Annotated in this window: 23 protein-coding genes; 13 read left to right on the top strand and 10 right to left on the bottom strand. The window is 69.6% G+C overall.

Translation table 11 applies throughout. From position 1 onward, the window contains the following. Window positions 1-203: 203 nt before the first annotated feature. From QFZ76_RS45845 to QFZ76_RS45825, 5 genes are all read left to right on the top strand, one after another. Window positions 204-3866 (top strand): LamG-like jellyroll fold domain-containing protein, encoded by a 3663-nt coding sequence (locus QFZ76_RS45845; RefSeq protein WP_307679258.1) that lies wholly within the window; start codon window positions 204-206, stop codon window positions 3864-3866. Between the two features lie 122 nt (window positions 3867-3988). After that, entirely contained in the window at window positions 3989-4678 is a 690-nt protein-coding gene (locus QFZ76_RS45840; RefSeq protein WP_307679257.1) for a transcriptional regulator, read from the top strand. An 11-nt stretch (window positions 4679-4689) separates the two neighbouring features. Further along, a complete protein-coding gene (locus QFZ76_RS45835) occupies window positions 4690-5694 on the top strand; it encodes an ornithine cyclodeaminase family protein (RefSeq protein WP_307679256.1) in 1005 nt (334 codons plus the stop codon). Next, entirely contained in the window at window positions 5691-6878 is a 1188-nt protein-coding gene (locus QFZ76_RS45830; protein WP_307679255.1) for a DSD1 family PLP-dependent enzyme, read from the top strand. The genes QFZ76_RS45835 and QFZ76_RS45830 overlap by 4 nt, the downstream gene beginning before the upstream one ends. Before the next feature lie 83 nt (window positions 6879-6961). Then, window positions 6962-7744, top strand: coding sequence for a dienelactone hydrolase family protein (locus tag QFZ76_RS45825; protein ID WP_307679254.1), 783 nt, complete (start codon window positions 6962-6964; stop codon window positions 7742-7744). Between the two features lie 35 nt (window positions 7745-7779). On the opposite strand, the gene QFZ76_RS45820 is transcribed toward QFZ76_RS45825, so the two are convergent. The 3 genes from QFZ76_RS45820 to QFZ76_RS45810 are packed head-to-tail and all read right to left on the bottom strand — an operon-like array spanning window position 7780 to window position 10016. Further along, window positions 7780-8874, bottom strand: coding sequence for an ArsO family NAD(P)H-dependent flavin-containing monooxygenase (locus tag QFZ76_RS45820; RefSeq protein ID WP_307679253.1), 1095 nt, complete (start codon window positions 8872-8874; stop codon window positions 7780-7782). Further along, a complete protein-coding gene (locus tag QFZ76_RS45815; RefSeq protein WP_307679252.1) occupies window positions 8871-9662 on the bottom strand; it encodes an MIP/aquaporin family protein in 792 nt (263 codons plus the stop codon). The genes QFZ76_RS45820 and QFZ76_RS45815 overlap by 4 nt, the downstream gene beginning before the upstream one ends. A 39-nt stretch (window positions 9663-9701) precedes the next feature. Beyond that, on the bottom strand, window positions 9702-10016 hold the full coding sequence (locus tag QFZ76_RS45810) for a helix-turn-helix transcriptional regulator (protein ID WP_307679251.1): 315 nt from the start codon (window positions 10014-10016) through the stop codon (window positions 9702-9704). Window positions 10017-10219: 203 nt separating this feature from the next. Here QFZ76_RS45810 and QFZ76_RS45805 point away from each other — a divergent pair, with 203 nt between their 5' ends. Further along, window positions 10220-10642, top strand: a complete 423-nt coding sequence (locus QFZ76_RS45805; RefSeq protein ID WP_307679250.1) for an arsenate reductase ArsC — start codon at window positions 10220-10222, stop codon at window positions 10640-10642. A 94-nt stretch (window positions 10643-10736) separates the two neighbouring features. Here QFZ76_RS45805 and QFZ76_RS45800 read toward each other — a convergent pair whose 3' ends face one another. From QFZ76_RS45800 to QFZ76_RS45790, 3 genes are read right to left on the bottom strand one after another with little or no spacing between them, the layout of a single operon-like run. Further along, window positions 10737-11717, bottom strand: a complete 981-nt coding sequence (locus QFZ76_RS45800; RefSeq protein WP_307679249.1) for an NAD(P)-dependent alcohol dehydrogenase — start codon at window positions 11715-11717, stop codon at window positions 10737-10739. Then, entirely contained in the window at window positions 11714-11962 is a 249-nt protein-coding gene (locus tag QFZ76_RS45795) for a helix-turn-helix transcriptional regulator (RefSeq protein WP_307680326.1), read from the bottom strand. The genes QFZ76_RS45800 and QFZ76_RS45795 overlap by 4 nt, the downstream gene beginning before the upstream one ends. Further along, complete coding sequence (locus QFZ76_RS45790; protein ID WP_307679248.1) at window positions 11959-12387, bottom strand: hypothetical protein; 429 nt, start codon at window positions 12385-12387, stop codon at window positions 11959-11961. The genes QFZ76_RS45795 and QFZ76_RS45790 overlap by 4 nt, the downstream gene beginning before the upstream one ends. A 112-nt stretch (window positions 12388-12499) precedes the next feature. On the opposite strand from QFZ76_RS45790, the gene QFZ76_RS45785 reads away from it, so the two are divergent. Both QFZ76_RS45785 and QFZ76_RS45780 read left to right on the top strand, forming a co-directional pair. Further along, entirely contained in the window at window positions 12500-13861 is a 1362-nt protein-coding gene (locus tag QFZ76_RS45785; protein WP_307679247.1) for a hypothetical protein, read from the top strand. Window positions 13862-13939: 78 nt separating this feature from the next. Beyond that, window positions 13940-14227, top strand: coding sequence for a metal-sensitive transcriptional regulator (locus tag QFZ76_RS45780; protein ID WP_266453152.1), 288 nt, complete (start codon window positions 13940-13942; stop codon window positions 14225-14227). Window positions 14228-14283: 56 nt separating this feature from the next. Here the strand turns inward: QFZ76_RS45780 and QFZ76_RS45775 are convergent, their stop codons facing one another. Beyond that, on the bottom strand, window positions 14284-16449 hold the full coding sequence (locus QFZ76_RS45775; protein ID WP_307679246.1) for an MMPL family transporter: 2166 nt from the start codon (window positions 16447-16449) through the stop codon (window positions 14284-14286). Window positions 16450-16555: 106 nt separating this feature from the next. Between QFZ76_RS45775 and QFZ76_RS45770 the strand changes: the two genes are divergently transcribed. Then, on the top strand, window positions 16556-16954 hold the full coding sequence (locus QFZ76_RS45770; protein WP_307679245.1) for a DUF302 domain-containing protein: 399 nt from the start codon (window positions 16556-16558) through the stop codon (window positions 16952-16954). A 19-nt stretch (window positions 16955-16973) separates the two neighbouring features. Here the strand turns inward: QFZ76_RS45770 and QFZ76_RS45765 are convergent, their stop codons facing one another. Further along, window positions 16974-17435, bottom strand: a complete 462-nt coding sequence (locus tag QFZ76_RS45765; protein ID WP_307679244.1) for an Lrp/AsnC family transcriptional regulator — start codon at window positions 17433-17435, stop codon at window positions 16974-16976. A 98-nt stretch (window positions 17436-17533) separates the two neighbouring features. Here QFZ76_RS45765 and QFZ76_RS45760 point away from each other — a divergent pair, with 98 nt between their 5' ends. Together QFZ76_RS45760 and QFZ76_RS45755 are read left to right on the top strand one after the other, a co-directional pair. Beyond that, window positions 17534-18640, top strand: a complete 1107-nt coding sequence (locus tag QFZ76_RS45760; protein WP_307679243.1) for a histidinol-phosphate transaminase — start codon at window positions 17534-17536, stop codon at window positions 18638-18640. Then, a complete protein-coding gene (locus QFZ76_RS45755) occupies window positions 18637-19272 on the top strand; it encodes a YitT family protein (RefSeq protein WP_307679242.1) in 636 nt (211 codons plus the stop codon). The genes QFZ76_RS45760 and QFZ76_RS45755 overlap by 4 nt, the downstream gene beginning before the upstream one ends. A 113-nt stretch (window positions 19273-19385) precedes the next feature. Here the strand turns inward: QFZ76_RS45755 and QFZ76_RS45750 are convergent, their stop codons facing one another. Beyond that, the gene (locus QFZ76_RS45750) at window positions 19386-21050 is read right to left on the bottom strand and encodes a VanW family protein (RefSeq protein WP_307680325.1); all 1665 of its coding nucleotides are present in this window, start codon (window positions 21048-21050) and stop codon (window positions 19386-19388) included. 458 nt (window positions 21051-21508) lie between these two features. Between QFZ76_RS45750 and QFZ76_RS45745 the strand changes: the two genes are divergently transcribed. Then, a complete protein-coding gene (locus tag QFZ76_RS45745; RefSeq protein WP_307679241.1) occupies window positions 21509-21979 on the top strand; it encodes an NAD(P)-dependent oxidoreductase in 471 nt (156 codons plus the stop codon). A gap of 4 nt (window positions 21980-21983) precedes the next feature. After that, entirely contained in the window at window positions 21984-22238 is a 255-nt protein-coding gene (locus QFZ76_RS45740) for an NAD(P)-dependent oxidoreductase (protein WP_307679240.1), read from the top strand. A 150-nt stretch (window positions 22239-22388) separates the two neighbouring features. Here the strand turns inward: QFZ76_RS45740 and cpt are convergent, their stop codons facing one another. Then, the gene (gene cpt / locus QFZ76_RS45735; protein ID WP_307679239.1) at window positions 22389-22922 is read right to left on the bottom strand and encodes a chloramphenicol phosphotransferase CPT; all 534 of its coding nucleotides are present in this window, start codon (window positions 22920-22922) and stop codon (window positions 22389-22391) included. Window positions 22923-23008 lie beyond the last annotated feature (86 nt).

Genomic DNA, 23008 nt, shown 5'->3' with positions numbered 1-23008 from the left:
CGGCCACTGAAGCGCGGAGCCGCCCGTACCTGCCACCTCAAGAAGAGCCTTGCCTCTGCGACGCGCCCTAGTCGAACCGGTTCGACTCGCCCCCTCTCGCCATCCTCCGAGCCGCACGGAACCCACGGAGACACTGTGCGACGACGAGCAGCCGACCGAGGTGGCCCACCGGAACCGCTCACTCAAGGATTAGGACGCAATCCATGCCATCCGCTGACAGATCCACCCGGCGCCGAGCCGCGGCCGCCGTGGCGATGACTCTCGGCGCGGGCCTGCTGGCCGCACCGGCCGTGCCCGCGCAGGCGGCCGACACACCCCTGCCCACGGCCCGCTACACCTTCGACCAGGACGACCTCGCCTCGGGCCGGATCACCGACAGTTCGGGCAACGGCCTGACGGCGAGCCTGGTGAACGGCTCCACCGCCCAGTCCGTCGCGGGCACGGAGGGAGGCAAGGCACTCGCCCTGCCCGGCGGGGCGCCCACCTCGAACGGCGCGTACGTCCGCCTTCCCCGCGAAGTACTCGGCGACGCAACGGACTTGACGGTCTCCGCCCGCGTGAAGTGGAGCGGCGACACGTCGTCCTGGCAGCGGATCTTCGATCTGGGCACCAACACCACCAAGTACCTCTTCGCCACCCCGTACAACGGCAACGGGCTGCTGCAGACCTCCGTGACCACCGGCGGAGGCGGCGCGGAGGCACAGGTCCGCGGCTATGCACCGCTCCCCGCCGACCAGTGGCGGACCGTCACCGTCACCCTGGACACCTCCGCCGGCCGGATCACCACCTACCTCGACGGCGTGGCGGTCTCCTCCACCGAGACCAGCATCAAGGCCCGGGAGGTGCTGGACAGTTCGGCCACGGCAGCCGGTTACATCGGCAAATCCTTCTGGCCGGATCCACTGCTCAAGGGTGCGGTCGACGACTTCACCGTGTGGCACGCGGCGCTCAACTCCGAGCAGGTGGCCGGCCTGGTCGGGAGCGTCCCCACCCTCCAGGAGCTCTCGAACACGTCCTTCGAGGCCCGTACGACGACCGGAACCGCCCCGTCCCTCCCCGCCGCCGTCCGCTCCTCCTTCTCCGACGGCTACGACCGTGACACGCCGGTCACCTGGGACGCCGTACCCTCCGACGAGTACGCCCGACCCGGGACGTTCACGGTCGCCGGTACCGCGGCCGGACGCGCGGTGAAGGCGACCGTCACCGTGGTCCGCGAGGGGCAGCTCACCGTCGACCTGGGCTCGGACACCGGTGCCTTCCACGGCGGCGCCTCCGGCACCCTCTACGGCGTGTACGGGCCGGACGTCCCCACCAACAACCTCATCGAGGGCATGGGCCTGCGCACGGTCTCCACCAAGGCGCAGGACGGCCCGCAGCACCCCGGTGCCGACGCGCTGGAGGTGGTCAAGCCGCTGGCCGACTCCACCGACGGCGACGTGTACATCTACATGACCGACATCCACCGCGGCTTCCCGTACCAGTGGCCGGGCGACACTCCCGAGGAGAAGCTCAAGCTCTACAAGGAGAAGATCGCGGGACAGGTCGACCAGGTCCTGAAGCTGCCGAAGGAATACCAGGACAACATCGTCTTCGTGCCGTTCAACGAGCCCGAAGGCAACATGTTCGGCACCGGCGAGTGGAGCTACAACAAAGTCAGCTGGCTCAACGACCCCGACGACTACTTCGCAGCCTGGGACGACTTCTACAAGCTCATCAAGAGCAAGATGCCCGACGCCCGCATCGCCGGCCCCAACACCAGCGTCCTCTACGACCAGGTGAAGGGCTTCCTCACCCACGCCCTGGCCGCCGGCACCCTCCCGGAGGTCATCACCTGGCACGAGCTGAGCCACCCGGAGGCGGTGCGCGAGAGCGTCGCCAAGTACCGGGCGTGGGAGAAGGACCTGTTCAAGGGCACCGACCGCGAAGGCACCCAACTCCCCGTCAACATCAACGAGTACGCCTTCAACTACCACACCTCGGTCCCCGGCCAGATGATCCAATGGGTGTCCGCGATCGAGGAGTCCAAGGTCGACGCCGACATCGCGTACTGGAACATCGACGGCAACCTCTCCGACTCCGCGGTGCAGTCGAACCGCGGCAACGGCCAGTGGTGGCTGCTGAACTCGTACGCCTCGATGAGCGGGCACACGGTCAAGGTGACCCCGCCGTTCCCCGGCGAGAACTACACCATGCAGGGCGTCGGCACGCTCGACGAGAAGAAGAAGCAGGCCCGGCTGATCTTCGGCGGCTCCACCGGCAAGGGGCACATCACCTTCGACAACGTCCCGAAGAAGCTCTTCGGCGACCGGGTGCACGCCTGGGTGCGGGAGATCGACTGGAGCGGGCAGCTGGGCGACTCGCCCGGCCCGAAGCTGCTCAGCGAGCAGAACCTGAAGGTCGCTGACGACGGCACGGTCGTCGTCGACTTCGGCGACGGCGCGCTGCCGAAGCTGGCAGAGTCCTCGGCGTACGAGATCGTCCTCAGCCCGGCCGGCAAGGCGAAGGCCGCGCAGTCCCCGCCCGTGCGCTGGCAGGCTTCGTACGAGGCGGAGGACGCCGCCCACACCGGGTCCGGCTACTCCAGGAACGGCCCGGAGGGCTCGCCCCGCGACGTGTCGAAGTTCTACACCTCCGGCGGCTACGACGTGGGCGGTCTGCGTACCGGCTCGGACCTCACGCTCGACTTCACGGTGGACGTGCCACAGGACGGCACGTACGACCTCAGCGTCTTCGCCAACTCCCTCAACACCTTCGACAAGGTGAAGGAACAGGGCCCCACCAACGTCTTCCTGGGCGTTGACGGCAAGGCGGACAGCGAGCAGGAGCTGTACCTGCCGCTGGGCTACAAGTGGGTGGTCTGGGATCACACCGACACCAAGGTCGAGCTCACCAAGGGCAAGCACTCCCTCACGCTCGCCGCGAAGAGCGCCGACGGCAGGCGCGCCACGAAGGGCGACGCCATCGTCGACCGCCTCACCCTCTCCCTCCCGGAGGCGGGCGCCGGCACCCAGGTGTACGAAGGCGAGCTGGCCTGGCCGGGCGGCGGGGCGCAGCCCGTCTACGAGCTGCCGAAGCGGGCCGGAACCCCGGCCGGCGGCTCGGGTGCGGTGCAGCTCAAGAAGGCCCAGACCGCGACGTTCTGGGTCTACTCCCCCACCGACCGCGAGGCCACCCTCGAGGTCGACACCCTCGCCGGCTCGGGCGCCCGGCTCTCTGTGAACGAGCACGACGTCCTGCGCCTGTCCAAGGGCACGAGCAGCGTGGCGGTCTCCCTCTCGGGCGGCGTCAACAAGGTCACGGTGACCGGAGGTTCGTCCACCACCCTTGTCGACCGCCTCACTGTCACCCCCACCGAGGGGGCCCTCGACGCGCGTACGTACGAGGCGGGCCACGCCGAACTCGCGGGCTCGGCCACGCTCACCCCGCTCTCCCTGGCCACCGACGGCACGGCCATCACCGGTATCGGCGGCGAGCCCGGCAACGGCAACACCGCGACGTTCAGTGTCGCCGCCGGCCGGACGGGCCTGTACGCGCTGCGCATCCGCTACTCCAACCCCGAGCAGGCGGAGGCCACCCACTACAACCCGGACCCGCTCGCCCGCCACGCCGACATCAGTGTCAACGGCGGCGAGACGCGGCGCGGCGGCTTCCCGCACAGCTTCCACCAGAACAACTTCTGGGAGCTGACCGTCCCCGTCCTCCTGAAGAAGGGACAGAACACGATCGCCTTCCGCTCCGAGGAACTGCCGAACTTCGACGGCACCACCTACGCCTCGGACACCTTCCCCGGCGTACCGCTCCGCTCCCGCTACGCACCGCTGATCGACCGGATCACCGTCGCACCGTACGCACGAGAGGCGCGATGAGGTAAACACCGCCGGCGGCGAGGTGAGGCGCGCGAAGGCCGGGCAGCGGGACACCGCGTCCCGCGCCCTGCCGACAGCGCGCCCACCTCGCCGTCGGCGGCGTGTAGTCTTATTATCCAAAGATGGAACTTCGGTCTAACCCAGTGCCCGGAAGGGGCCTCGTGGAACGCTTCGTGGACGGATCCTCAGCCGAGGCGGACGAGCACCTCATCCGTGAGACCGAAAAGATCGCTGTCGCCCTGGGCCGCATGTTCCCGGGCCTGTGCGAGGTGGTGGTGCATGACCTGCGGGACCCGCAGCATGCGATCCGGGCGATCGAGAACAACCTCTCCGGCCGCCAGGTCGGGGACTCCGTCACGGAGCTGGGCCTGGCCCGTATCGAGGATCCCGGCTACCCCAGCGTCATCCAGAACTACCCCAATCAGTTTCCCGACGGCCGCCCGGCCAAGAGCACGTCCATCGGGATCAAGAACACCTCCGGCGAGTACATCGCGGCCCTTTGCCTGAATCTGGACGTGTCGGTGCTGTCACCGGTGACGCTGGCATTGTCGAACCTCGTGGCCACGGACACCGAGCACCGCGAACAGCCCCTGGAAACCCTGCGGGACCGCAACGCGCGCGAGCTGCGCCAGGCGGTGGAGGAACTGGCCGCGGAGCGCGCCGCGACCCCCCGGTCGCTGAGCAGGGAGGACAAGAAGGCACTCGTACGGCAGCTGCACCAGGACGGCTACTTCGACTCGCGCGATGCCGCGCAGACCATCGCGGACCTGCTCGGCGTGTCCCGGGCGACCGTCTACAACTACAGCAAGTGAAGGACCGACTCGTGACCGCCGCCGGACCGACCACCGACCCCGTGCCGTCTCCCTCGTCCGGCTCGGGCCGGCCACCGGCCGCGCGCCGCCTGCTGCACATCACCGAGGAGCAGTCCGCCACGCTGGTGGACGACGAGCTGGCCCTGGAAGCGGCCCGCGCCGCCTTCGCCGCGACGGTGGACGGCACGGTCTTTCCCAGCCTCGCCGTGCACGGCTCCGACCCGCGCAACCGGTTCACCCTCAAGCCGTCCGCGTCCCCGACGCACGCCGGGGTGAAGATCGGTACCTACTGGCCGGGCAACGGTGAGCACGGGCTGCCGCGCCACCACTCCACCCTGCTGCTCTTCGACCAGACGATCGGCAGGATCGCGGCCGTCCTGGAGGTCGGCACCGCGAACGCCTACCGGACCGCCGCGGCCGACGCCCTCGCCGTCGACCTGCTGGCCCGTGCCGACTCCGCCACCCTGGCCGTCTTCGGCACCGGACACCAGGCGGCCCACGAGGTACGGGCCGTCAGCCGCGTCCGCCCCATCGCCGAGGTCCTTGTGGTGGGACGCACCGCCGAGCGTGCCGAGCGGATGACCGCGGCACTGGCCGCACAAGGACACGACGCCCGGAGCGTCGGCGCCGAGGAAGCCTGCGCCCGGGCCGACGTGATCGTCACCGCCACCACCGCCACGACCGACACCCCGCCACTGTTCGAGGCCGCGTGGATCCGCCCCGGTACGCACGTCTCCTGCATGGGCGCCGCCGCCCCCGGCAAGCGGGAACTCCCGCCCGAACTGTTCGGCCGCGCCCGCGTCTTCTGCGACCTGCCCGAACAGGCCCGCCGTATGGGCGAAAGCCAGCACGCCCCTGCGCAGACGATCCTCACCCCGCTCGGCGAGGTCCTCACCCGCCGCGCCGCGGGACGCACCGACGACAGCGACCTCACGGTCTTCGACAGCTCCGGGATCGGAGTGCAGGACCTGTATCTGGGCCTGGCCCTCCTGAAGAAAATGGACCTCTGCCTGTGACCGTCCCCGCCAACGCCACCAGCGCCACCAACGCCGACTCCGCCCGGACTCTGGCCGATCCCGACACCCCGTTCGCCGTCGTCGACGTCCGCAAGACCCGGCGCAACGTCGAGCGTCTGGCAGCCAGGGCCGACCGGCTCGGGGTCGCCCTGCGCCCCCACGTGAAGACGGCCAAGAGCCTCGACGTCGCCCGCCTGCTGCACGACGGAACGCCCTGCCCGGTCACCGTCTCCACCCTCGCCGAGGCCGAGGCGTTCGCCGACGGCGGCTACACGGACATCACCTACGCCGTCGGCATCGACCCCCACAAACTCCCGCGCGTCCTCGCGCTGCTGCGCCGCGGTGTCACCCTGCGCGTCCTGCTGGACAGCACCGAGCAGGCGGCGTTCGTCGCCGAAGCCTCCCGCCGGGCCGGCCTTCCCGTCCCCGCCCAGATCGAGATCGACTGCGACGGCCACCGCGGGGGCCTCAGGCCCGACGCCCCCGCGCTCACCGAGATCGGGCAGATCCTGCACGACGCGGGCTGTCTGGACGGCGTACTGACCCACGCGGGCGAGTCCTACTTCGCCTGCACCGCCGAGGAACAGCGCCTGGCGGCGCAGAACGAACGCGACACCGCCGTCGCCGCGGCCGAGCGGCTGCGCGCGGCCGGCCTGCCCGTGGCCACCGTCAGCGTCGGCTCCACCCCCACCGCCCACGCGGCCGAGGACCTCACCGGAGTCACCGAACTGCGCGCGGGAAACTACGTGTTCTTCGACCTGGTGATGGCCGGCCTCGGCGTCTGCCGCATCGAGGACCTCGCCCTGTCGGTCGTCGTCACCGTCATCGGCCACCGCCCCGAGCACGGGTGGGTCGTCACCGACGGCGGCTGGATGGCCATGTCCCGCGACCGCGGCACCGCCGTCCAGGCGCAGGACCAGGGCTACGGCCTGGTCACCGACCTGGACGGCACCCTCGTCCCGGACCTGGTCATGACGGCCGCGAGCCAGGAACACGGCACCCTCACCGCCCGCGACGGCGCCCACCTGCCCGACCTCCCCATCGGCACCCGCCTGCGCATCCTCCCCAACCACGCGTGCGCCACCGCCGCCCAGCACCGCGGCTACCACGTCATCGACGGCGCCCGCACCACGAACACCGCACCGGCGATTCAGACCTTCTGGGAGCGCGTCACCGGCTGGTGACCAGCCCTGTACGTACGTGTGCCAACACCACTGGCCCCTGGCCGCGTTCCGCGCGCCGGCCGGAGGGTTGGTTGGATGACTGCGTGGACGAGGCAATCGAGTGGACCGACCGCCGCATCGTCGACGGCGGTGCCGTTGAGCAGGGCTTTCGTTTGGCCCGAGAGGCCGGTGTCGTTCCGGGCGTGCTGTGGCTCCCGCCGTCGCCCATCGCGTCGCCGGCTCCTCCGGTCCTGCTGGGGCACGGGGGCAGTGGGCACAAGAGGAGCGAGCGGACCGCCAGTCCGGCTCGCTGGTTCGCGTCCCATGCCGGCCTTGCCGCACTCGCTGTCGACGGGCCCTACCATGGCGAACGCGTCCCCAGCCCGCTGTCGGCCGCGGAGTACCAGGGCCGCATCGCCGATGAGGGGATCGACGTCGTCCTGGATCGCATGGCGGACGACTGGCAGGCGGCTGTGGGCGCCCTCGGGGCCTTGGGCATGGTGGACACCGACCATCTCGCCTATCTGGGAATGTCCATGGGAACCCGGTTCGGCATCCCTTTGGCGGCCGCCCTGGGCGACCGACTCCGCTGTGCCGTCCTCGGCAAGTTCGGCCTTCGGCAAGGACCGGCCCTGCACCAAGGCCTGGAAACGCCAGAACGCATGGCGACCGACGCCCGACAGATCACCGCCCCAGCCCTGTTTCACGTCCAATGGCACGACGAGATCTTCCCCAGGGACGGCCAGTTGGCCCTCTTCGACGCACTGGGCTCACCGGACAAGCAACTGATCGGCTACACCGGGCCCCACGCAGAAACAAAGCCCGCTGCCATAACCCTCTGGCGCGACTTCGTTTTCCGTCACCTGGCCGCGGCTCCGCATCGTTGAGATGCGTGGACGGGCGCCCCTCGCACTGGGCCTCGTCAGGCTTCGGCGGCGATGAGTTCAGCGATCTCGCGGGTCGCGTCGCGGGCCGGGCGTCCCACCCCGATGAGGGTGGCGGAGGCCGGCCCGGTCCAGTCGCCGTAACCGAGAAGGTGCAGACGCGGCTCATCCACCGCCCGCGTACCGGCGGTGGCGATACGACCCCGCCGGCCGCGCAGACCGAGCGGCGCCAGGTGGGAGAGGGCCGGGCGGAAACCGGTGCACCAGATCACCGCGTCCGCCGGCGCCCGAGTGCCGTCGGCCCAGACGATCCCGTCACGGTCGAGGCGTACGAACATCGGCGACGCCTTCAACAGACCGGCGTCCCGGGCCTCCCGCACCGGTGGTACCGCGACGATGTCACCCAACGACGCCACGCCCTCGGTGTCGGTGCGCCCCTCGTCCAAGGCACGCCGACGAGCGGTGGCCACGTCGAACAGGGCCCGGCCGTCGATGTCGTCGGCGAGAAAGCGGGGCGGGCGCTGCGTGACCCAGGTCAGTTCGGTGTCGTACGCGAGGTCGGCCGCGATCTGCGCACCAGAGTTGCCGCCGCCGACGACCACGACCCTCCCCCCACCTTCGGCCGGGAGGACCCCCAGCCCGCCGAAGTGACGCGGGTCGCGGTACTCGACGGTGTGCAGTTGCCGGCCCCGGAAGTCCGACCGACCGGGGACCGCGGGCAGGAACGGGCGCCACCACGTGCCGGTGGCACTGATGACAGCCTGGGCCTGCCATGTGCCGGAGTCGGTCTCGACGCGCAGCGACCCGTCGCCGGCCCGGTGCACGCCGACGACCCGTACGGGACGGTGCACCGGGAGGCCGTACCGGTGCTCGTACTCCGTGAGATACCCGACCACATGGCCCGCGTCCGGATACGTCTCCCCCGCCTGGACGGGCATCGGCCGCCCGGGCAGGGACGAGTACGCGGCCGGTGAGAACAAGTGCAGGGAGTCCCAAGCGTGTTGCCAGGCACCGCCGGGTGCGGGCTGGGCGTCGAGGATGACGAAGTCCAGGCCGAGGCGGCGCAGGTGGTAGCCGGTGGCGAGCCCGGACTGGCCGCCGCCGATCACCACCACGCCCGTCCGACGGGTCATTCGGCGGAGCGACCGGGCATGAAGACGACCGCGACCAGGGCCAGACCGACCACCGCGCCCACGAGTTGGGCGCCGATGAACCCCAGGACCGAACCCGGTGCGATGCCCGCGAACGTGTCGCTGAACGCGCGGCCGACCGTCACCGCCGGGTTGGCGAAGGACGTGGACGAGGTGAACCAGTACGCGGCGCCGATGTAGGAGGCGACCGCGACGGGGGCGAAGCGGAGGCGGTCGGTGCGGGCCAGGCCGAAGATCAGCAGGATCAGCCCGGCCGTCGCGACGACCTCGCCGAGCAGCAGATGGCCCGCCGAGCGGTCGTGGGTGGACCACTCCACCAGCGGCTTGCCGAACATGGCGTCCGCCAGCACAGCACCCGCGATGGCGCCGACGACCTGGGCCGGGACGTAGACGGCGACCTCACGGGCGGTGACGCCGTCGCCGCCGCGCCGGGCGGTCCACCACTCGGCCAACGTGACGGCCGGGTTGAAGTGCGCGCCGGAGACCGGGCCGAGCAGCAGGATCAGGATGCCGAGGCCGAAGACGGTGGCGATCGAGTTGGCCAGGAGCTGGACGCCGACGTCCTTCGTCAGTTCGGTGGCCTGGATGCCGGAGCCGATCACGATCGCGACGAGGAGTGCGGTGCCGAGGAGTTCCGCCGCGGCCCGGGCGGTCAGCGGCGTACGGGGCGGGGTGGCGCCCGGCGCGGGCCGGGGCTCGTGCCCCGGCGTGGCGGAGGTTACGGCGGGCTCCCCGGCTCTGTCGTGTTCGGTGGCCTCGGTGGCGGTCAACAGGACTCCTCGGTGGGGACGGACGGCGACGGGCGCCAGTCAGGGACAGGACCGCTTGATGTTGTTCTCGGCGGTGGCGCGCGCGGTCTCCGCGAGGTCGGCGAACTGACCGGCCAACGAGGCGATGACATCGGGCCTCAGCCGGTAGTAGGTGAACCGGCCACACGGCTCCGTCTCCACGATCCCCGCCTCGCGCAGCACCTTCAGATGATTGGAGACGTTGGTCTGCTTGGCCCCCGTTTCCTCGATCAGGTGCGTGCTGCAGAGCGTCTCCCGGGCCAGCAGGGTGACGATCCGCAGCCGCATGGGGTCTGCGAGAACCCGCATCAGATCAGTGTCGACCGACGTCATCATGGGCTGATACTGTCACATCACTCGGAGCTGATACCAGCCTGGGGTGGATCGTTGGAACCCGCCGAAGGGGGTTCTCATGACCACGTCCCCGCGCACGCGGGCGTGCTCGGGGAGACGCTCGCACGGTGGCCGACGCGCTGGGGCCTCAGCCTCCCGTACCCCTTACGCAGACCTCTCTTGATCCGTTCACGAAGGAAGAACCCATGTCCTCCGCCAGCCCGCTCGCCTCCGTGCTGTTCGTCTGCGTCCACAATGCCGGGCGCTCGCAGATGGCCGCCGGATTCCTCAACCACCTCGCGGGCGACCGGATCGAGGTTCGTTCCGCCGGCTCCGTTCCCGGCGACCAGGTCAACCCGGCCGCGGTCGAGGCCATGAAGGAGGTCGGTGTCGACATCGCCGACGCCAAGCCGAAGATCCTCACCACCGAGGCCGTCCAGGCGTCCGACTACGTCATCACGATGGGCTGCGGCGATGCCTGCCCCATTTTCCCCGGCAAGAAGTACCTCGACTGGGCTCTCGAAGACCCGGCCGGCAAGGGCGTCGAGTCCGTCCGCCCCATCCGCGACGAGATCAAGACCCGCATCGAGGCTCTGATCGCCGAGATCGACGCCGAGCAGGAGGCCTGAGCGGCGTGGCCGACTCCGGCATACGCGAGGTCATCGTCATCGGCTCTTCGACGACGCGATCTTCGTCGGCGGGGCTTGACCACGATGTCTGACCTCACATGGCGATGACGATCTTGCCCCGCGCACGGCCCTGCTCCAGATGCCGGATGGCTTCCGGAACCTCGCCCAGCGAGTACGTCCTCTCGATGACCGGCGTGACTTTGCCGGCCTCGATGAGTTGCGTCAGGAGCTCGAGGTCCGCGTTGCGTTCCGCGGACATCAGGCCGCGCAGCTTCTGCTTGGTGAACGGGGACAGGAGCATCGCCTGGAGCGTGCGGTCCACGCCTTGCAGCCACCGTCCGTCCCCTTCGCCGCCCACCAGGACGAGGGTTCCGCCAGGGGCGAGGGCGCGCCGCAGGAGTGACAAGGGGCGGTTGCCCGCGGTGTCGAGGATGAGGTCGTAGCGGCGGGCCCCGTCCGCGACGTCCGCGAAGTTCTCGCGGTTGTAGTCGATGACGTGGTCCGCACCGATCGACCGGACCAGTTCCGTCTTCGTCGTGCTGCACAGGCCCGTGACCTCCGCCCCGAAGGCCTTGGCCAACTGCACGGCGTACGTTCCTATGCCTCCCGCCGCGCCGATGACCAGGACCTTGTGTCCTGCCTGCACCTGCCCTCTGTCGCGCAGGCCCTGAAGGGCGGCGAAGGCGGCGGTGGGAACGGCTGCCGCCTGCTCGAAGGTGAGGTTGGGCGGCTTCGGTGCCAGCTTGTCCTGCCGACCACGCGCGTACTCGGCGAAGGAGCCGTCGCAGGTGCCGTACACCTCGTCGCCCGGGCGGAAGCGCGTCACGTTGGTGCCGACCGCCTCGACCCGCCCCGCGACATCCAGGCCACGGATGCGGGATGCGGGGGCGCGAAGCCCGTATCCCATCAGGCGCATCAGATAGGGCATGCCCGTCATGCAGTGCCAGTCGGCCGGGTTCACCCCTGCCGCGCGCACCTGCACGAGCACGTCGTCGGGCCCGGGTTCCGGGGTGGCGATGTCCCTGAGTTCCAGGACTTCCGCCGGGCCGTACATGTCCTGAACAACTGCCTTCACGGTGTCTCCTCTTCATGGTCCGAGTACTGGAACACGTCGTCCAGTGGGACTTGGAACACCTTGGCGATCTGGAATGCCATCTCCAGGGAGGGCGAGTAACGGCCCTGTTCGATGGCGATGACGGTCTGGCGGGATACGCCGATCCGGTCCGCCAGTTGGGCCTGGGTCATTTCTCCGTGCGTGAATCGGAGGGACCGGATCGAATTCGTGACTCTGGTGGGCTTGGGTTTCGGCTTGGGCTTCACCACGGCTGGAAGCCTCGGCGGTACGCGACGATCCTGGCGGCGGACCCGAGGATCGCGGACAGGACGAACGCCAGGTAGATCGCGTTGGAGATCCAGAAGTGGTCCAGCTCGGCCATCGACATGCCGAGGGCCGACACTCCGCCCACGACAAGGAACGACTGGCCGACGTATTCGCCGAACCGAATGATCTCCTTGTCGCGCTGGTCCTTCTTGCGGGCGTCCTTCGGCGAGAAAGTCGCGACGAGGATGTGCAACACGATCGACGCGGCGATCGAGGCGCCGACGGCCCACAGCATCGCGGACACGTACGCCACATCGGCGAATGCGGTGTCGCCCGCCCGCCCAAGAATGACGGCGCCGTAGGCCGCATATGTGGCGATCGCGAGGACCGCCATGATCCACGCGCTCTTCTCTTCGAATGGCATGCCGCGAATGTAAAGCACAGCAGACATGGAGTCAAGATTTCTTTACATTGCTGGACCCTGGAATCAGCGCCTGACGCCCACGGGTGCCTGGAGCGGTCACTATGTTGGCCGCATGACGAGCCTCGATCATCCGCGACTGTCCGGGCTGGGCCGGAACCCAGCAGCTCCCGTGGATGTCCTGGTGCGCCTGGCCGCACACGCGGCCGGCCGACACGGAATGTCGATGCGTCGCGGACGGCTGGCGGACGCCGTTGTCGAGGCATTGTTGACGCACGGCGACGACGACACCGCGGTGAGCCTGCACGGTGACCGGCTCTCCCCGGCGATGCGCCGCAGAATCGCCGAGCATCCCGACCCCGCGATCCGGGACGCGTACGCGGACTTTGTCCGCTACACCGTGGACCGCCAGGTGACGATCGGCATCGAAGCCCTTGAGGAGGCCCACGGCCGGCCTCGGACTGCACTTGTCGGCGCGCCGAGTCCGAAGCTGCGCGCCGCGGTCGCGCGAGACTGGTACGACCGGCCGGCAGCGGTGCAAGCGGCCCTGCTCGCCGACCCGGACCCACTGGTCCGTGCAGCCGCCACCGTGGGCAAGGAACCAGGTGTCCCGCCGGAATGGCGGGACCGCTGCCTTGCCGACCCGGCCATGCGCGTCAACGTGGCGCGCTATGTCCCGCTCACGTCGGACCAGTTCACCCAGCTCATGCGGACCGAGGACGAAGAGGTCTATCAGGCTGTCGCCACAAACCCGCACCTGTCCGCCGACATGGTTGCCCGGCTCCTGGACATCGACGACCCGGCCGTGCGCGTCGCGGTGGCGCAGAGCCGCCACGTCGACACCGAAACCCGGAACCGGCTGTATGCGCTCGTCGAGGCCGAACGCGCGGACGGAAGCATCGAGGCCTGGGTGGCGCTGAACTGGAACTTCACCGAACCGGACTGGCTGCGCGAAGCGCCCCTCGATGAGCGGATGACCTACCTGGACTGCCAACAGACCATTTTCCGGCGCGTACTGGCCTCCTGCCGCGACCTGCCCGAGGAGGCATGGCGGCGACTGGACAACGACCCGGACCTCATGGTCCGCCGCGCCGCCGCCCGCCGGCCGGACGCACCGCCGGACGTCCTGGAACAGCTGGTACGCGCCCACGGCGACGTCTTCCACATCCGACCGCTGCTCGTCGAGCACCCCAACTTTCCCCGCCACACGCTGCGCACGCTCGTCGACGAACCGAGCCCGAACGTGCGCTACGTCGCGCTGCAGGACCCCGAGCTGCCCGTGACAGCCCTTCAGCAACTCGCCGCCGCTGAGGACGCCTTCCTGCGCCGCGGGGTCGCCCGTCACCCCAACATCACGGATGCGCTGCTGGAGCGACTGCTTGCGGATCCGTCCCCCGAGGTCGCCGACGATGCCGGTGCGAACCCCGCGCTGCGGCCCGCCCGGATGTATCGAATCCTCGCCGAGGCCGGTTTGTGAGTCCCCACATTGGACCTGCTCCTCGTTCCCCCGACCGCGGGAGTACATTACCCCTAGGGGTATGAGTGAGGAGTGATGGTGGATCTGGAACTCGCGGGTGCGGAGCTGAAGTCCGTGCTGAACCGGCTGCGCAGGGCGCAGGGCCAGATCGCCGGAGTGATTCGGATGATCGAGGAAGGCCGGGACTGCGAGGACGTGGTGATGCAGTTGTCCGCGGCCTCCCGTGCTCTCGACCGGGCGGGGTTCGCCATCATCGCCACTGGTCTGCAGCAGTGTTTGACGGACACCGACGGCGACGGCAGGACCGATGAGAGTCGCGAGCAGATGCGCGCCCGCCTGGAGAAACTGTTCCTTTCGCTGGCCTGAGGCGGCGATGCGGACCGCTGCGTCGATGGGCACGGACGCGTGTGATCACTGTCAGCTCAGCCGTGCGAGAAGCGGATCTTCGGCAGCACCCGGCGCAGCCAGGCCGGTGACCACCAGGCGGCCCGGCCGGTCAGGCGGAGCAGGACCGGGAGCAGTACGAGCCGGATGAGGAAGGCGTCGAGCAGGACGGCGACGCCGAGGACGATGCCCATTTCCTTGGGCGGCAGCGGGTCGGCCAGTGCGAAGGTGAAGAACACGGCGACCATGACCGCGGCCGCGGCGAAGACGACCCGGCCGGACTGCGCGAGGGCGCCGACGACCGCCTGCCCGGGGTCGCCCGTCCGCTCGTAGTTCTCCTTGGCGGAGGAGAGCAGGAAGACGGTGTAGTCCATGGCGATGGCGAAGATCATCGCGAAGAAGAAGACCGGCCCCCATCCGTCGAGGAAGCCCTGCGGTTCGAAACCGAGCAGGTCCGAGAGGTGCCCGTCCTGGAAGATCAGCCTGGCGACGCCGAAGGCGGCAGCGGTGGCGAGGAGGTTCGTCAGCACGCCGATGGCGGCGACCAGCGGGGCCTGCAGGGCGACCAGCAGGAGGAGGAAGCCGAGGACCAGGATGACCCCGATGACGAGCGGTGCCTTGTCGTCCAGGGCCTGCTTGAGGTCGAGGTTCTCCAGGGCCGCGCCGCCCACCAGCGCGTCGTCGGGGAGCTCTGCGCGCAGCGTGTGCACGGTCTTCGTCAGCGAGGGATCGGACGGGTCGACGGACGGCATGGCCTGGACGAGGCTCCAGCCCGATCCGTCGGCCGCCTGCTGAGCCGGCAGCACACCTGCGATGCCGTCCGTCGACGCGAGCGCCTCGACCGTGGCCGCGGACCGGGCGTCCGGTACGACGATCTGCAGCATGCCCGGCGCACCCTTGCCGAAGGTCTCCTGGACGAGGGCGTACCCCTGGCGCGAACTGTCGTTCTCGGGCACGACCTTGATGGACGGCATCGCCGTCTTCAGCCCGAACACCGGCACGGCCAGGGCGATGAGAACAGCCAGTGCGAGGGCACCGAAGCGCAGTGGCTGCCGCCACAGGCGCTCGCCCCAGGCACCGAAGCGCGGTGACTCGGTCCGGTCGGTCCGCGTACGGGGCAGCGCCCACTTGTTGACGTTCGAACCGAGCTTGGCGAGGACCGCGGGCAGCAGCGTCAGGGTGGCGGCGAGGACGAAGACGACGGAGAGCATGATGCCGACCGCCATGGTCCGTACGGCGGGCGCGGGCACCAGCATCACCGCGGACAGACTGACGAGCACGGTCAGCCCCGACAGCAGGACCGCCTTTCCCGCGGTGTCCATGGTCTCCTCCACGGCACGCCGCCGGTCACCGCTGTGCGCCAGGGCGGCGCGGAACCGGATCACCAGGAACAGCGCGTAGTCGATGCCCAGGGCGAGCGCGAACATCAGGGCGAAGTCCATGGCCCAGATGGAGATCGGCGTGACGTGGCTGATGAGGACGAGGGAGCCGACCGAGGCGGCCAGCCCCGCCATCGTGAGCAACAGCGGCAGTCCCGCGGCGACCAGCGAGCCGAACGCCACGACGAGGACCGCCAGGGTCACCGGCCAGGACAGGATCTCGGCGTGGATCATCGCCTCGAGGTTGGCCGTGTTGAAGTCGCTCCACATCACCGAGGAGCCGGTGGCCCGCACGGTCACGTCGTCGGTGGACAGCTCGCGCAGCGGCTCCTTGAGGTCCTCCGCGGCGCGCACCATGTCGTCGGGGTCGGCCGCGGCACCGCCCAGGACGACGGCGGTCCGGCCGTCGCGACTGATACTCGCACCGGGCTGAGGCGCCACGACCTCGCTGATCCGGTCGTCGGCCATCAGTTCCTTGGTGACCTCGGCGATGACCCGCTGCACCGCCGGCTCGCCGACCTGGTGGCTGTGCGAGGACACGACGACCTGTATCGCGGAGGAACCGGTGCCGCCGAAGTGCTTCTCGGCCACTTCGCGCACCTTCACCGACTCCGAGCCGTTGCTCTGCCACCCCGCGCCGGAGAGCGCCGAGGTCACCTGCGGAGCGAAGGCCCCCAGCACGGCGACGACGACCAGCCAGCCGATGAGCACCTGCTTGAAGTGCCCGGCGGTCCAGGCGCCGAGCCGCCCCAGCGGGCCGGCCGAACCCGGCGGCGAGGGGTCTTCGGCTTTCCTGCCGGGCGCGCCGGTGGTGGTTGTGGACATGCTTCCTCCTTGGGGCGTAATACCCCGTGGGGTATCCTGCAAGACAGACAATACCCCAGGGGGTATTCGGTCCGGCTCACGCCACCCACTCGAAGGGATCCACGCAATGCGCTACGACCGCACCGTGCAGGTAAAGAGCGACTTCGCCACCACCGTCACGGCGGTGCGCGAGGCGCTGGCCGAGCAGGGATTCGGCATCCTCACCGAGATAGACGTCACCGCCACTCTCAAGACCAAGCTCGACCACGACATGGAGGACTACCTGATCCTGGGCGCCTGCAACCCGCCCCTCGCCCACCGGGCCCTGGAGATCGACCGCACGATCGGGCTGCTGCTGCCCTGCAACGTCGTTGTACGCGCCGAGGGGGACCACACCGTCGTACAGGCCCTCGATCCCGGCACGATGACCGCCCTCACGGGACTCGAAGCCCTGCGCCCCGTGGCCGAAGAGGCGGCACGCCGATTTGACGAAGCCCTGAGCGCGCTCACCCGGCAGCCCGCGTGAGACACGGGCCCCGCACCCCTCAGCCCTGGGCGGCCTCTTCGATGAGCGCGCGGATCCGCAGCGGCATCTCCTCGCACAGCGAGATGGCCGTACTGGTCCGTGTCACACCCGGCGCGGCGACGATCCGTCCGGTGATCCGATGCAGGTCGGCGGTGTCCCGGGCGACCACCTTCACCAGCAGGTCCGCCTCTCCCGTGGTCGAGTGCATCTCGACCACCTCCGGAATGCCGCGCAGGGTCTCCATCGCGCGCGGAGAGCTGGTCTGACTCAGCGCGATCGACACGAAGGCGACCAGCCCACGGCCGAGAAACGCCGGGTCGACACGGCGGGTGAACTCTCGGAGCGCTCCCACTTGCTGCATGCGCTGCAAGCGGGAACTGAGGGTGTTGCGTGCGATGCCCAGCCGTGCCGCGAGCGCCAGGGCGGTGGCGTCCGGCTCGTCGTCGATGGCCAGGAGGATCTTTGCATCAAGGCTGTCCACCTGAACATTCTGTCACTGATGCCATGACTCTGGTTTCATCCTGCTCAGCTGAAAAGAGAGGTGTTGCACATTCGGCGCTTCCTTTGCAGGCTGGCTGCATGCCCGAGTCCAGTTCGACGCGGTCCGTCCGGCGATCTCCCGCCCTGCGCACCGCGCTCTCCGCCATACCGCCCTACGCCCCCGGCCGCCGCGCGTCATCCGACCTCACCGCGGCACTCGCGTCCAACGAAAGCCACTTCGCACCCCTGCCGTCCGTGCAGCAGGTCGTACAGAACGCCGCTCGGACGGTCAACCGCTACCCGGACATGACGAGCACCCGCCTGCGCGAGGAAATCGGCGCGTTCCTTCAGACCGATCCCGGCCACATCGCCGTCAGCCCGGGAAGTGTCGGAGCACTGCAGCAGCTCATGACCTCGTTCTGCGACGAGGGCGACGAAGTCGTCTTCGCCTGGCGCTCGTTCGAGGCCTACCCGATCCTCGTCCAGCTTGCCGGCGCCCGGCCTGTCCCCGTTCCGCTCACCGCGGACGAGGAGCACGACCTCGACGCCATGGCGGCCGCGATCACCGATCGAACGCGGATGGTGCTCCTGTGCGTGCCCAACAACCCGACCGGTGTGGGCATGACCCAGGCTGACCTGGTGGCATTCCTCGACCGGGTCCCGCCGACCGTGCTCGTGGTGGTCGACGAGGCATACGCCGAGTACGTCGACTCGCCGGGCCACGCCGCCGCCCTGAGCCTGCTCGACGACCGCTCCAACGTCTGTGTCCTGCGCACCTTTTCCAAGGCGTACGGACTCGCCGGTCTGCGCGTCGGATACGCCGTGGGGCCCGCCCATGTCGCGGACGGCCTCCGGCGGGCAGCGCTTCCCTTCGGAGTCAGCGCTCCGGCCCAGGAGGCCGCGATCGCCTCGCTCGCCGCAGCCGAGGAGTTGCGCGCACGCGTCACGGCCCTGGTCCGGGAACGGAGACGAGTCGTCGAAGCGGTTCGGGACCAGGGATGGTCCGTGCCCGACAGCCAGGCCAACTTCTTCTGGCTGCGCGCGAACGGCCGCCCGCTGAGCAGACTGCTCACCGCGTTCGACGACGCGGAGATCCTGGTACGGCCCTTCGCCGACGAAGGAATCCGCATCACCCTCGCCGACCGCGCCACCAACGACCGCGTCCTGCGGGTCCTGTCCGACGTGCGTCGCGGAGCAGAACTGTGAACACCGCGACAGCCGAAGCCCCGTCCACCGACCGCGTGATACCGCACAGCCCTGCCGAGGACGTCCTCGGTATCGCCGTCGGCACACTGGTCACCTCGTTCGGGCTCTTCCTGATCAACACCACAGGTGCGGTCACCGGCGGTACCGCGGGCCTCGTTCTGTGGCTCGCGCAGACCGTGCACTGGCCGTTCGCCGCCGTCTTCGCCCTCGTGAACCTGCCCTTCGCCGTCCTGGCCTGGACACGAAGGGGATGGCGCTTCGTCGCGAGTTCGGTGCTGGCGGTGTCGTTGCTCTCGGTGTTCTCCCTGCTCCATCCCATGTACATCGAAGCGGCACAGGTCAATCCGCTGTACGCCGTGCTCATGGGCAATCTCGCCGCGGGCATCGGCCTCCTCATCGTGCTCCGCCACCATTCCAGCCTCGGTGGTTTCAACGTCGTCGCCCTCATGTGCCAGGACAGCCTGGGATGGCGAGCCGGGTACGTGCTCCTCGCGCTCGACGCCACGGTCGTCGCGCTGTCAGCCCTGACGGCACCGTTTCACACCGTCGTACTGTCCGCGGCAGGCGTCGTCGTCCTCAGTCTGGTCCTCGTCATGAACCACCGGCCCGGCCGCTATCCCGTGGCGCTCTGAGCGGCGGGCGGGTTCACGGGCCGGTCGGCTGCGCCGGCGTTCGGTGGTGTTGTGTGACAGGGCCTCGGGCGGGGGACCCGTCGCCGTCCGCTCCCTCGCGGACCGACCGGCACTCAGTCGCAGGTGACGCTGTCGCGCGGCACGTAGCGGGTCTTGAAGGTCTCGCGCCTGACTTCCTCGCCGCCGTCCTTGAAGACCCGGTCGACCGCCACGTCGAAGCCTTCGAGCGGGGTCTGCGGCACGCACTTCTCCTCGGCACCCTCGCGGGTTCCCGGCTGCTCCACGTTGGTACGCGGGCCCTTGACGGCCTCCACCGCGTCGTACTTCTTGGTGCCGAGGAAGGTGACCGTGACGGAGGTGTCGGTGGCGCTCGCCTGGATGTAGAGGGCGTTGCCCGAGTCGTTCCTGAACCTCAGGTCGATGCTGCCCCAGGCCACCGTCGCCTCCCGGCCCTCCGGGTAGCGCTCGATGTAGAACGAGTGCGCCCGGTACTCCAGCGGTTTCACCCCCGCGAAGAACATGGCGTTGAAGACCGTGGTGGCGACCGTGGACACGCCCCCACCGGCTGCCTTCTCGAACTGGTCGTTGTTGATGATGATGCCCTCGACGAACCCGTTGGCCTTGGTCCGCTCGCCCACGGTGCGGTTCAGGCTCCAGTCCTCGCCGGGGCGCACGACCGACCCGTCGATCAGCTCCGCGGCACGGCCGATGTTGGTGACGCGGTACGGCTCGGGCTCGAAGTTGACCGTGAAGGTGGACAGCTTCTCCTTGATGCCCAGCCGGCCGACGTTGTCGCCGGTCAGCTTCGGCTCCACCTTCTCGGTGGCCACCGCCCCGGTGCGGGCCGCCCCCGTCCGTGTCAGGAGGGGCAGTACGGCCGTTTCGACCGCCTTGGCCGTGATCTCCTGCCCGGCCTTGCCGTTCGAGGCCACCACCACGCGCCCGCCGTCCAGGCTCAGCTTGGCGTCGACCGCCTCGCCGGTGGCCCGCGCGAGCGGACCGGCCAGTGCCGCATCCGCCAGCAGCCCCCTGCCGTCCAGTGCCGGTGTGAGCCGGTTCGCCTTGTCCGGTTTCATCGCCAGGTGCTCGCCGAGCGTCGCCGGACTGATCTCGATCTTCCGCCCACCCGCGGTGAGGGTGACCGGGGCCGACATCGCGGGCCCGGCGAACTCCTTGATCGCCCGGTTCACCTCCGCCTCGCCGACCCGTGGCTCGGTGGTACGGATCGGCAGACGGACCGCAGCCGTCCCCTGGCCGGGGACAGAGGAGGCCGCCAGAGCCTCGAGCGCGCCGTCCACGTCCAGGGACTGCCCGGACACCGGCTTCGCGGACACCGGCTCGCCCGCGTGGAACGTGACGCCGCCCTCGCGGGCCTTCCGGCCGTGTGCCTTCGCGGTCCTGGCCAGCGCGGCACGGGCCTTCGCCTCGTCCACACGGACGACCGGCTCCACTTCACGATCATCGCTGGTGAACAGGCGGCCGATCACGGTGAACGGGTCGCTCCCCGCGCGCGCGGCGCGGGCGACGGTCTCTTCGCCGTCCAGAGAGAAGCCCGCCACTTCGATGGCGGCGGTGCGGTCGCCGATGCGCACCTTCACCGGCTCCGACCAGGCTCCGCCGAGGGTGCTCTGCAGCTTCTCCCGCGCCTGCGAGCGGCTCATCCCGCCGATGTCCACACCGCTCACCCGGGTGCCCCCGGGAACCTCGCCGCTGGAGACCAGCAGGCCCACCACGTACAGCCCGCCGAAGGCGAGACCCGCCGCGCCGGCCGCCACCAGAGCGACGCGGCCTATTCGGCGACGGCCGGCCGGCGTGGCGTCGGCGGTGTCGGCGGGTGGGCCGAGAAGGGATGAGCGGAGCACTGGTTCTCCTCGTCTGTGACCGGTGGTGCTGTCGGGATGTTCGTGGTGACTCCACCGGCTCGATCACCGGATCCGCCGGGCGTGGACACAGCACGGGCACTCCCCGCCGGACCAGTGCTACTCGGCCCCTCGGCACGTATCCCCCAGTTAACTAAGTCTCTTAGTTGTACCAGCAGCATCGGCCGCATTTGTCTGTTGTGGCGCTTCCCACAGTCCCACCGTCGGCCGCTTTGGCCTCGATGTGGATCAAAGGAATCCGAACCGGCTTCACTCCGGGTCGGCAACGAGCACTTCCACGCCGCTGGCCTGCAGCGCGTCGAGCTCTGGCGCCGAGAGGCCGGCGTCGACGATGACGAGGTCGAACGCGGTGACGGATGCCGGCACGGCGTCGCGGTCTCCTTCGCCCCGGGCGCAACGCCACCGCCACCGCCGACCACACCGTCGCCCTCATGATGGCTGCGGCGCGACGCGTGCCCGCCACTCATGCGGACCTCGCCGCAGGCACCTGGCGAGGTGACTACTACATGTTCGAAAAGATCGGGCCGGAGCTCGAGGGCAGCACCGTCGGGATCATCGGATACGGCGCCATCGGCTCCCGCGTCGCCCGGATCCTCCGCGGCTTCGGCGCCCAGGTGCTCGTCGCCAACCCCTATGTCCGTGCGGACGATGTGTCACCGGCCGAGGTCACCGACCTGGCGGACCTCATGCGGCGCTCCACGTTCGTCACCGTCCATGCCCGCGCGACTCCGCAGACCGAGGGCTTGATCTCCCGGCAGCTGATCGACCTGATGCCCGGCGGGCGGCGTGCTGGTCAACTGTGCCCGCGGGTCCCTCGTCGACTATGACGCCGTGTGCGACGCCCTGGACGCCAGAAAGCTCTTCGGCGCGGCCTTCGACGTCTTTCCCCGTGAGCCGATCCCCGCGGACTCACGCCTGCTGACGACACCCAACATCGCCATGACGCCCCATCTGGCCGGCGCCAGCAACCAGACCGCCTTCAACGCCGCCTCCATCGTCGCCTCGGAAGTAGCCGGATTCCTGCAAGGCCGACCACTCGCGCACTGCGCGAATCCAGAGGTTCTTGCCGGACTCTGCATGACCTGATCCCTGGTCCCCGTCTCCCGGTCTCCCGGTCGCCCGCAAGCCCTTGCCCGGCTCCGGCACCCGGGGCGGGGAGGTGACCTGTTCCAGGGAGTACACGGTGCCGGTACCGCGCGGCCGACGGCCGCGGACACGTCCGCAACGGTCCGTCGATCAGCTCACGTAGGCGGCGATGGTCCGCGCACACACCAGTGACTCGGTGTGCGTCGTGTCGACCTCCAGGTCGTAGATCACCCCTTGGTGAACCACGTCTGCCTGCAACGCGGCCATTCCCTGGACCCGGTCACCTCGTGCGATCTCACGGCCCGCGGCCACCGCACGCTCACATCTGACGCCGACCCACAGCACATCCAGTCCGCCGAGAGCCTTCTGCCACCGCTGCTGGGACGCCGCTCCGCCGAGGAAGACATCATCGACGATGACCCCGGCGCCGGCCCTGGCCATGGCCACGACGCCCTCGATCCAGGCTGCGTCCAGCGCCCGGAAGCCCGGCCCGACGATCACTCGGCCATCCGCGGAGAACGTGATTCCCTCGTCCGAGACCTGCATCCGCGCGGGCATCGCGTCGACGAGCGAATCGACCCCGAACGCCAGCCAGGGATCCGGCAGTACGGCCTGCAGGCACCTCACGATCCCGGACTTCCCCGAGCTGGAACCACCGTTGAGGATGATCATCTGAGTCGTCACCGCGCCACAGCCTCCCCCAGGACACAAAACGATTTCTGCCGACACTGCACTGCTGCGAGAACCCGGTGAACGTTGAGGCCCGAGGA

Source organism: Streptomyces sp. V4I2, from assembly GCF_030817655.1.
GTDB classification, from domain to species: domain Bacteria; phylum Actinomycetota; class Actinomycetes; order Streptomycetales; family Streptomycetaceae; genus Streptomyces; species Streptomyces plumbiresistens.
The sequence above is the reverse complement of the archived record's forward strand: the minus strand, read 5'-3'. Positions and strand labels throughout refer to the sequence as shown.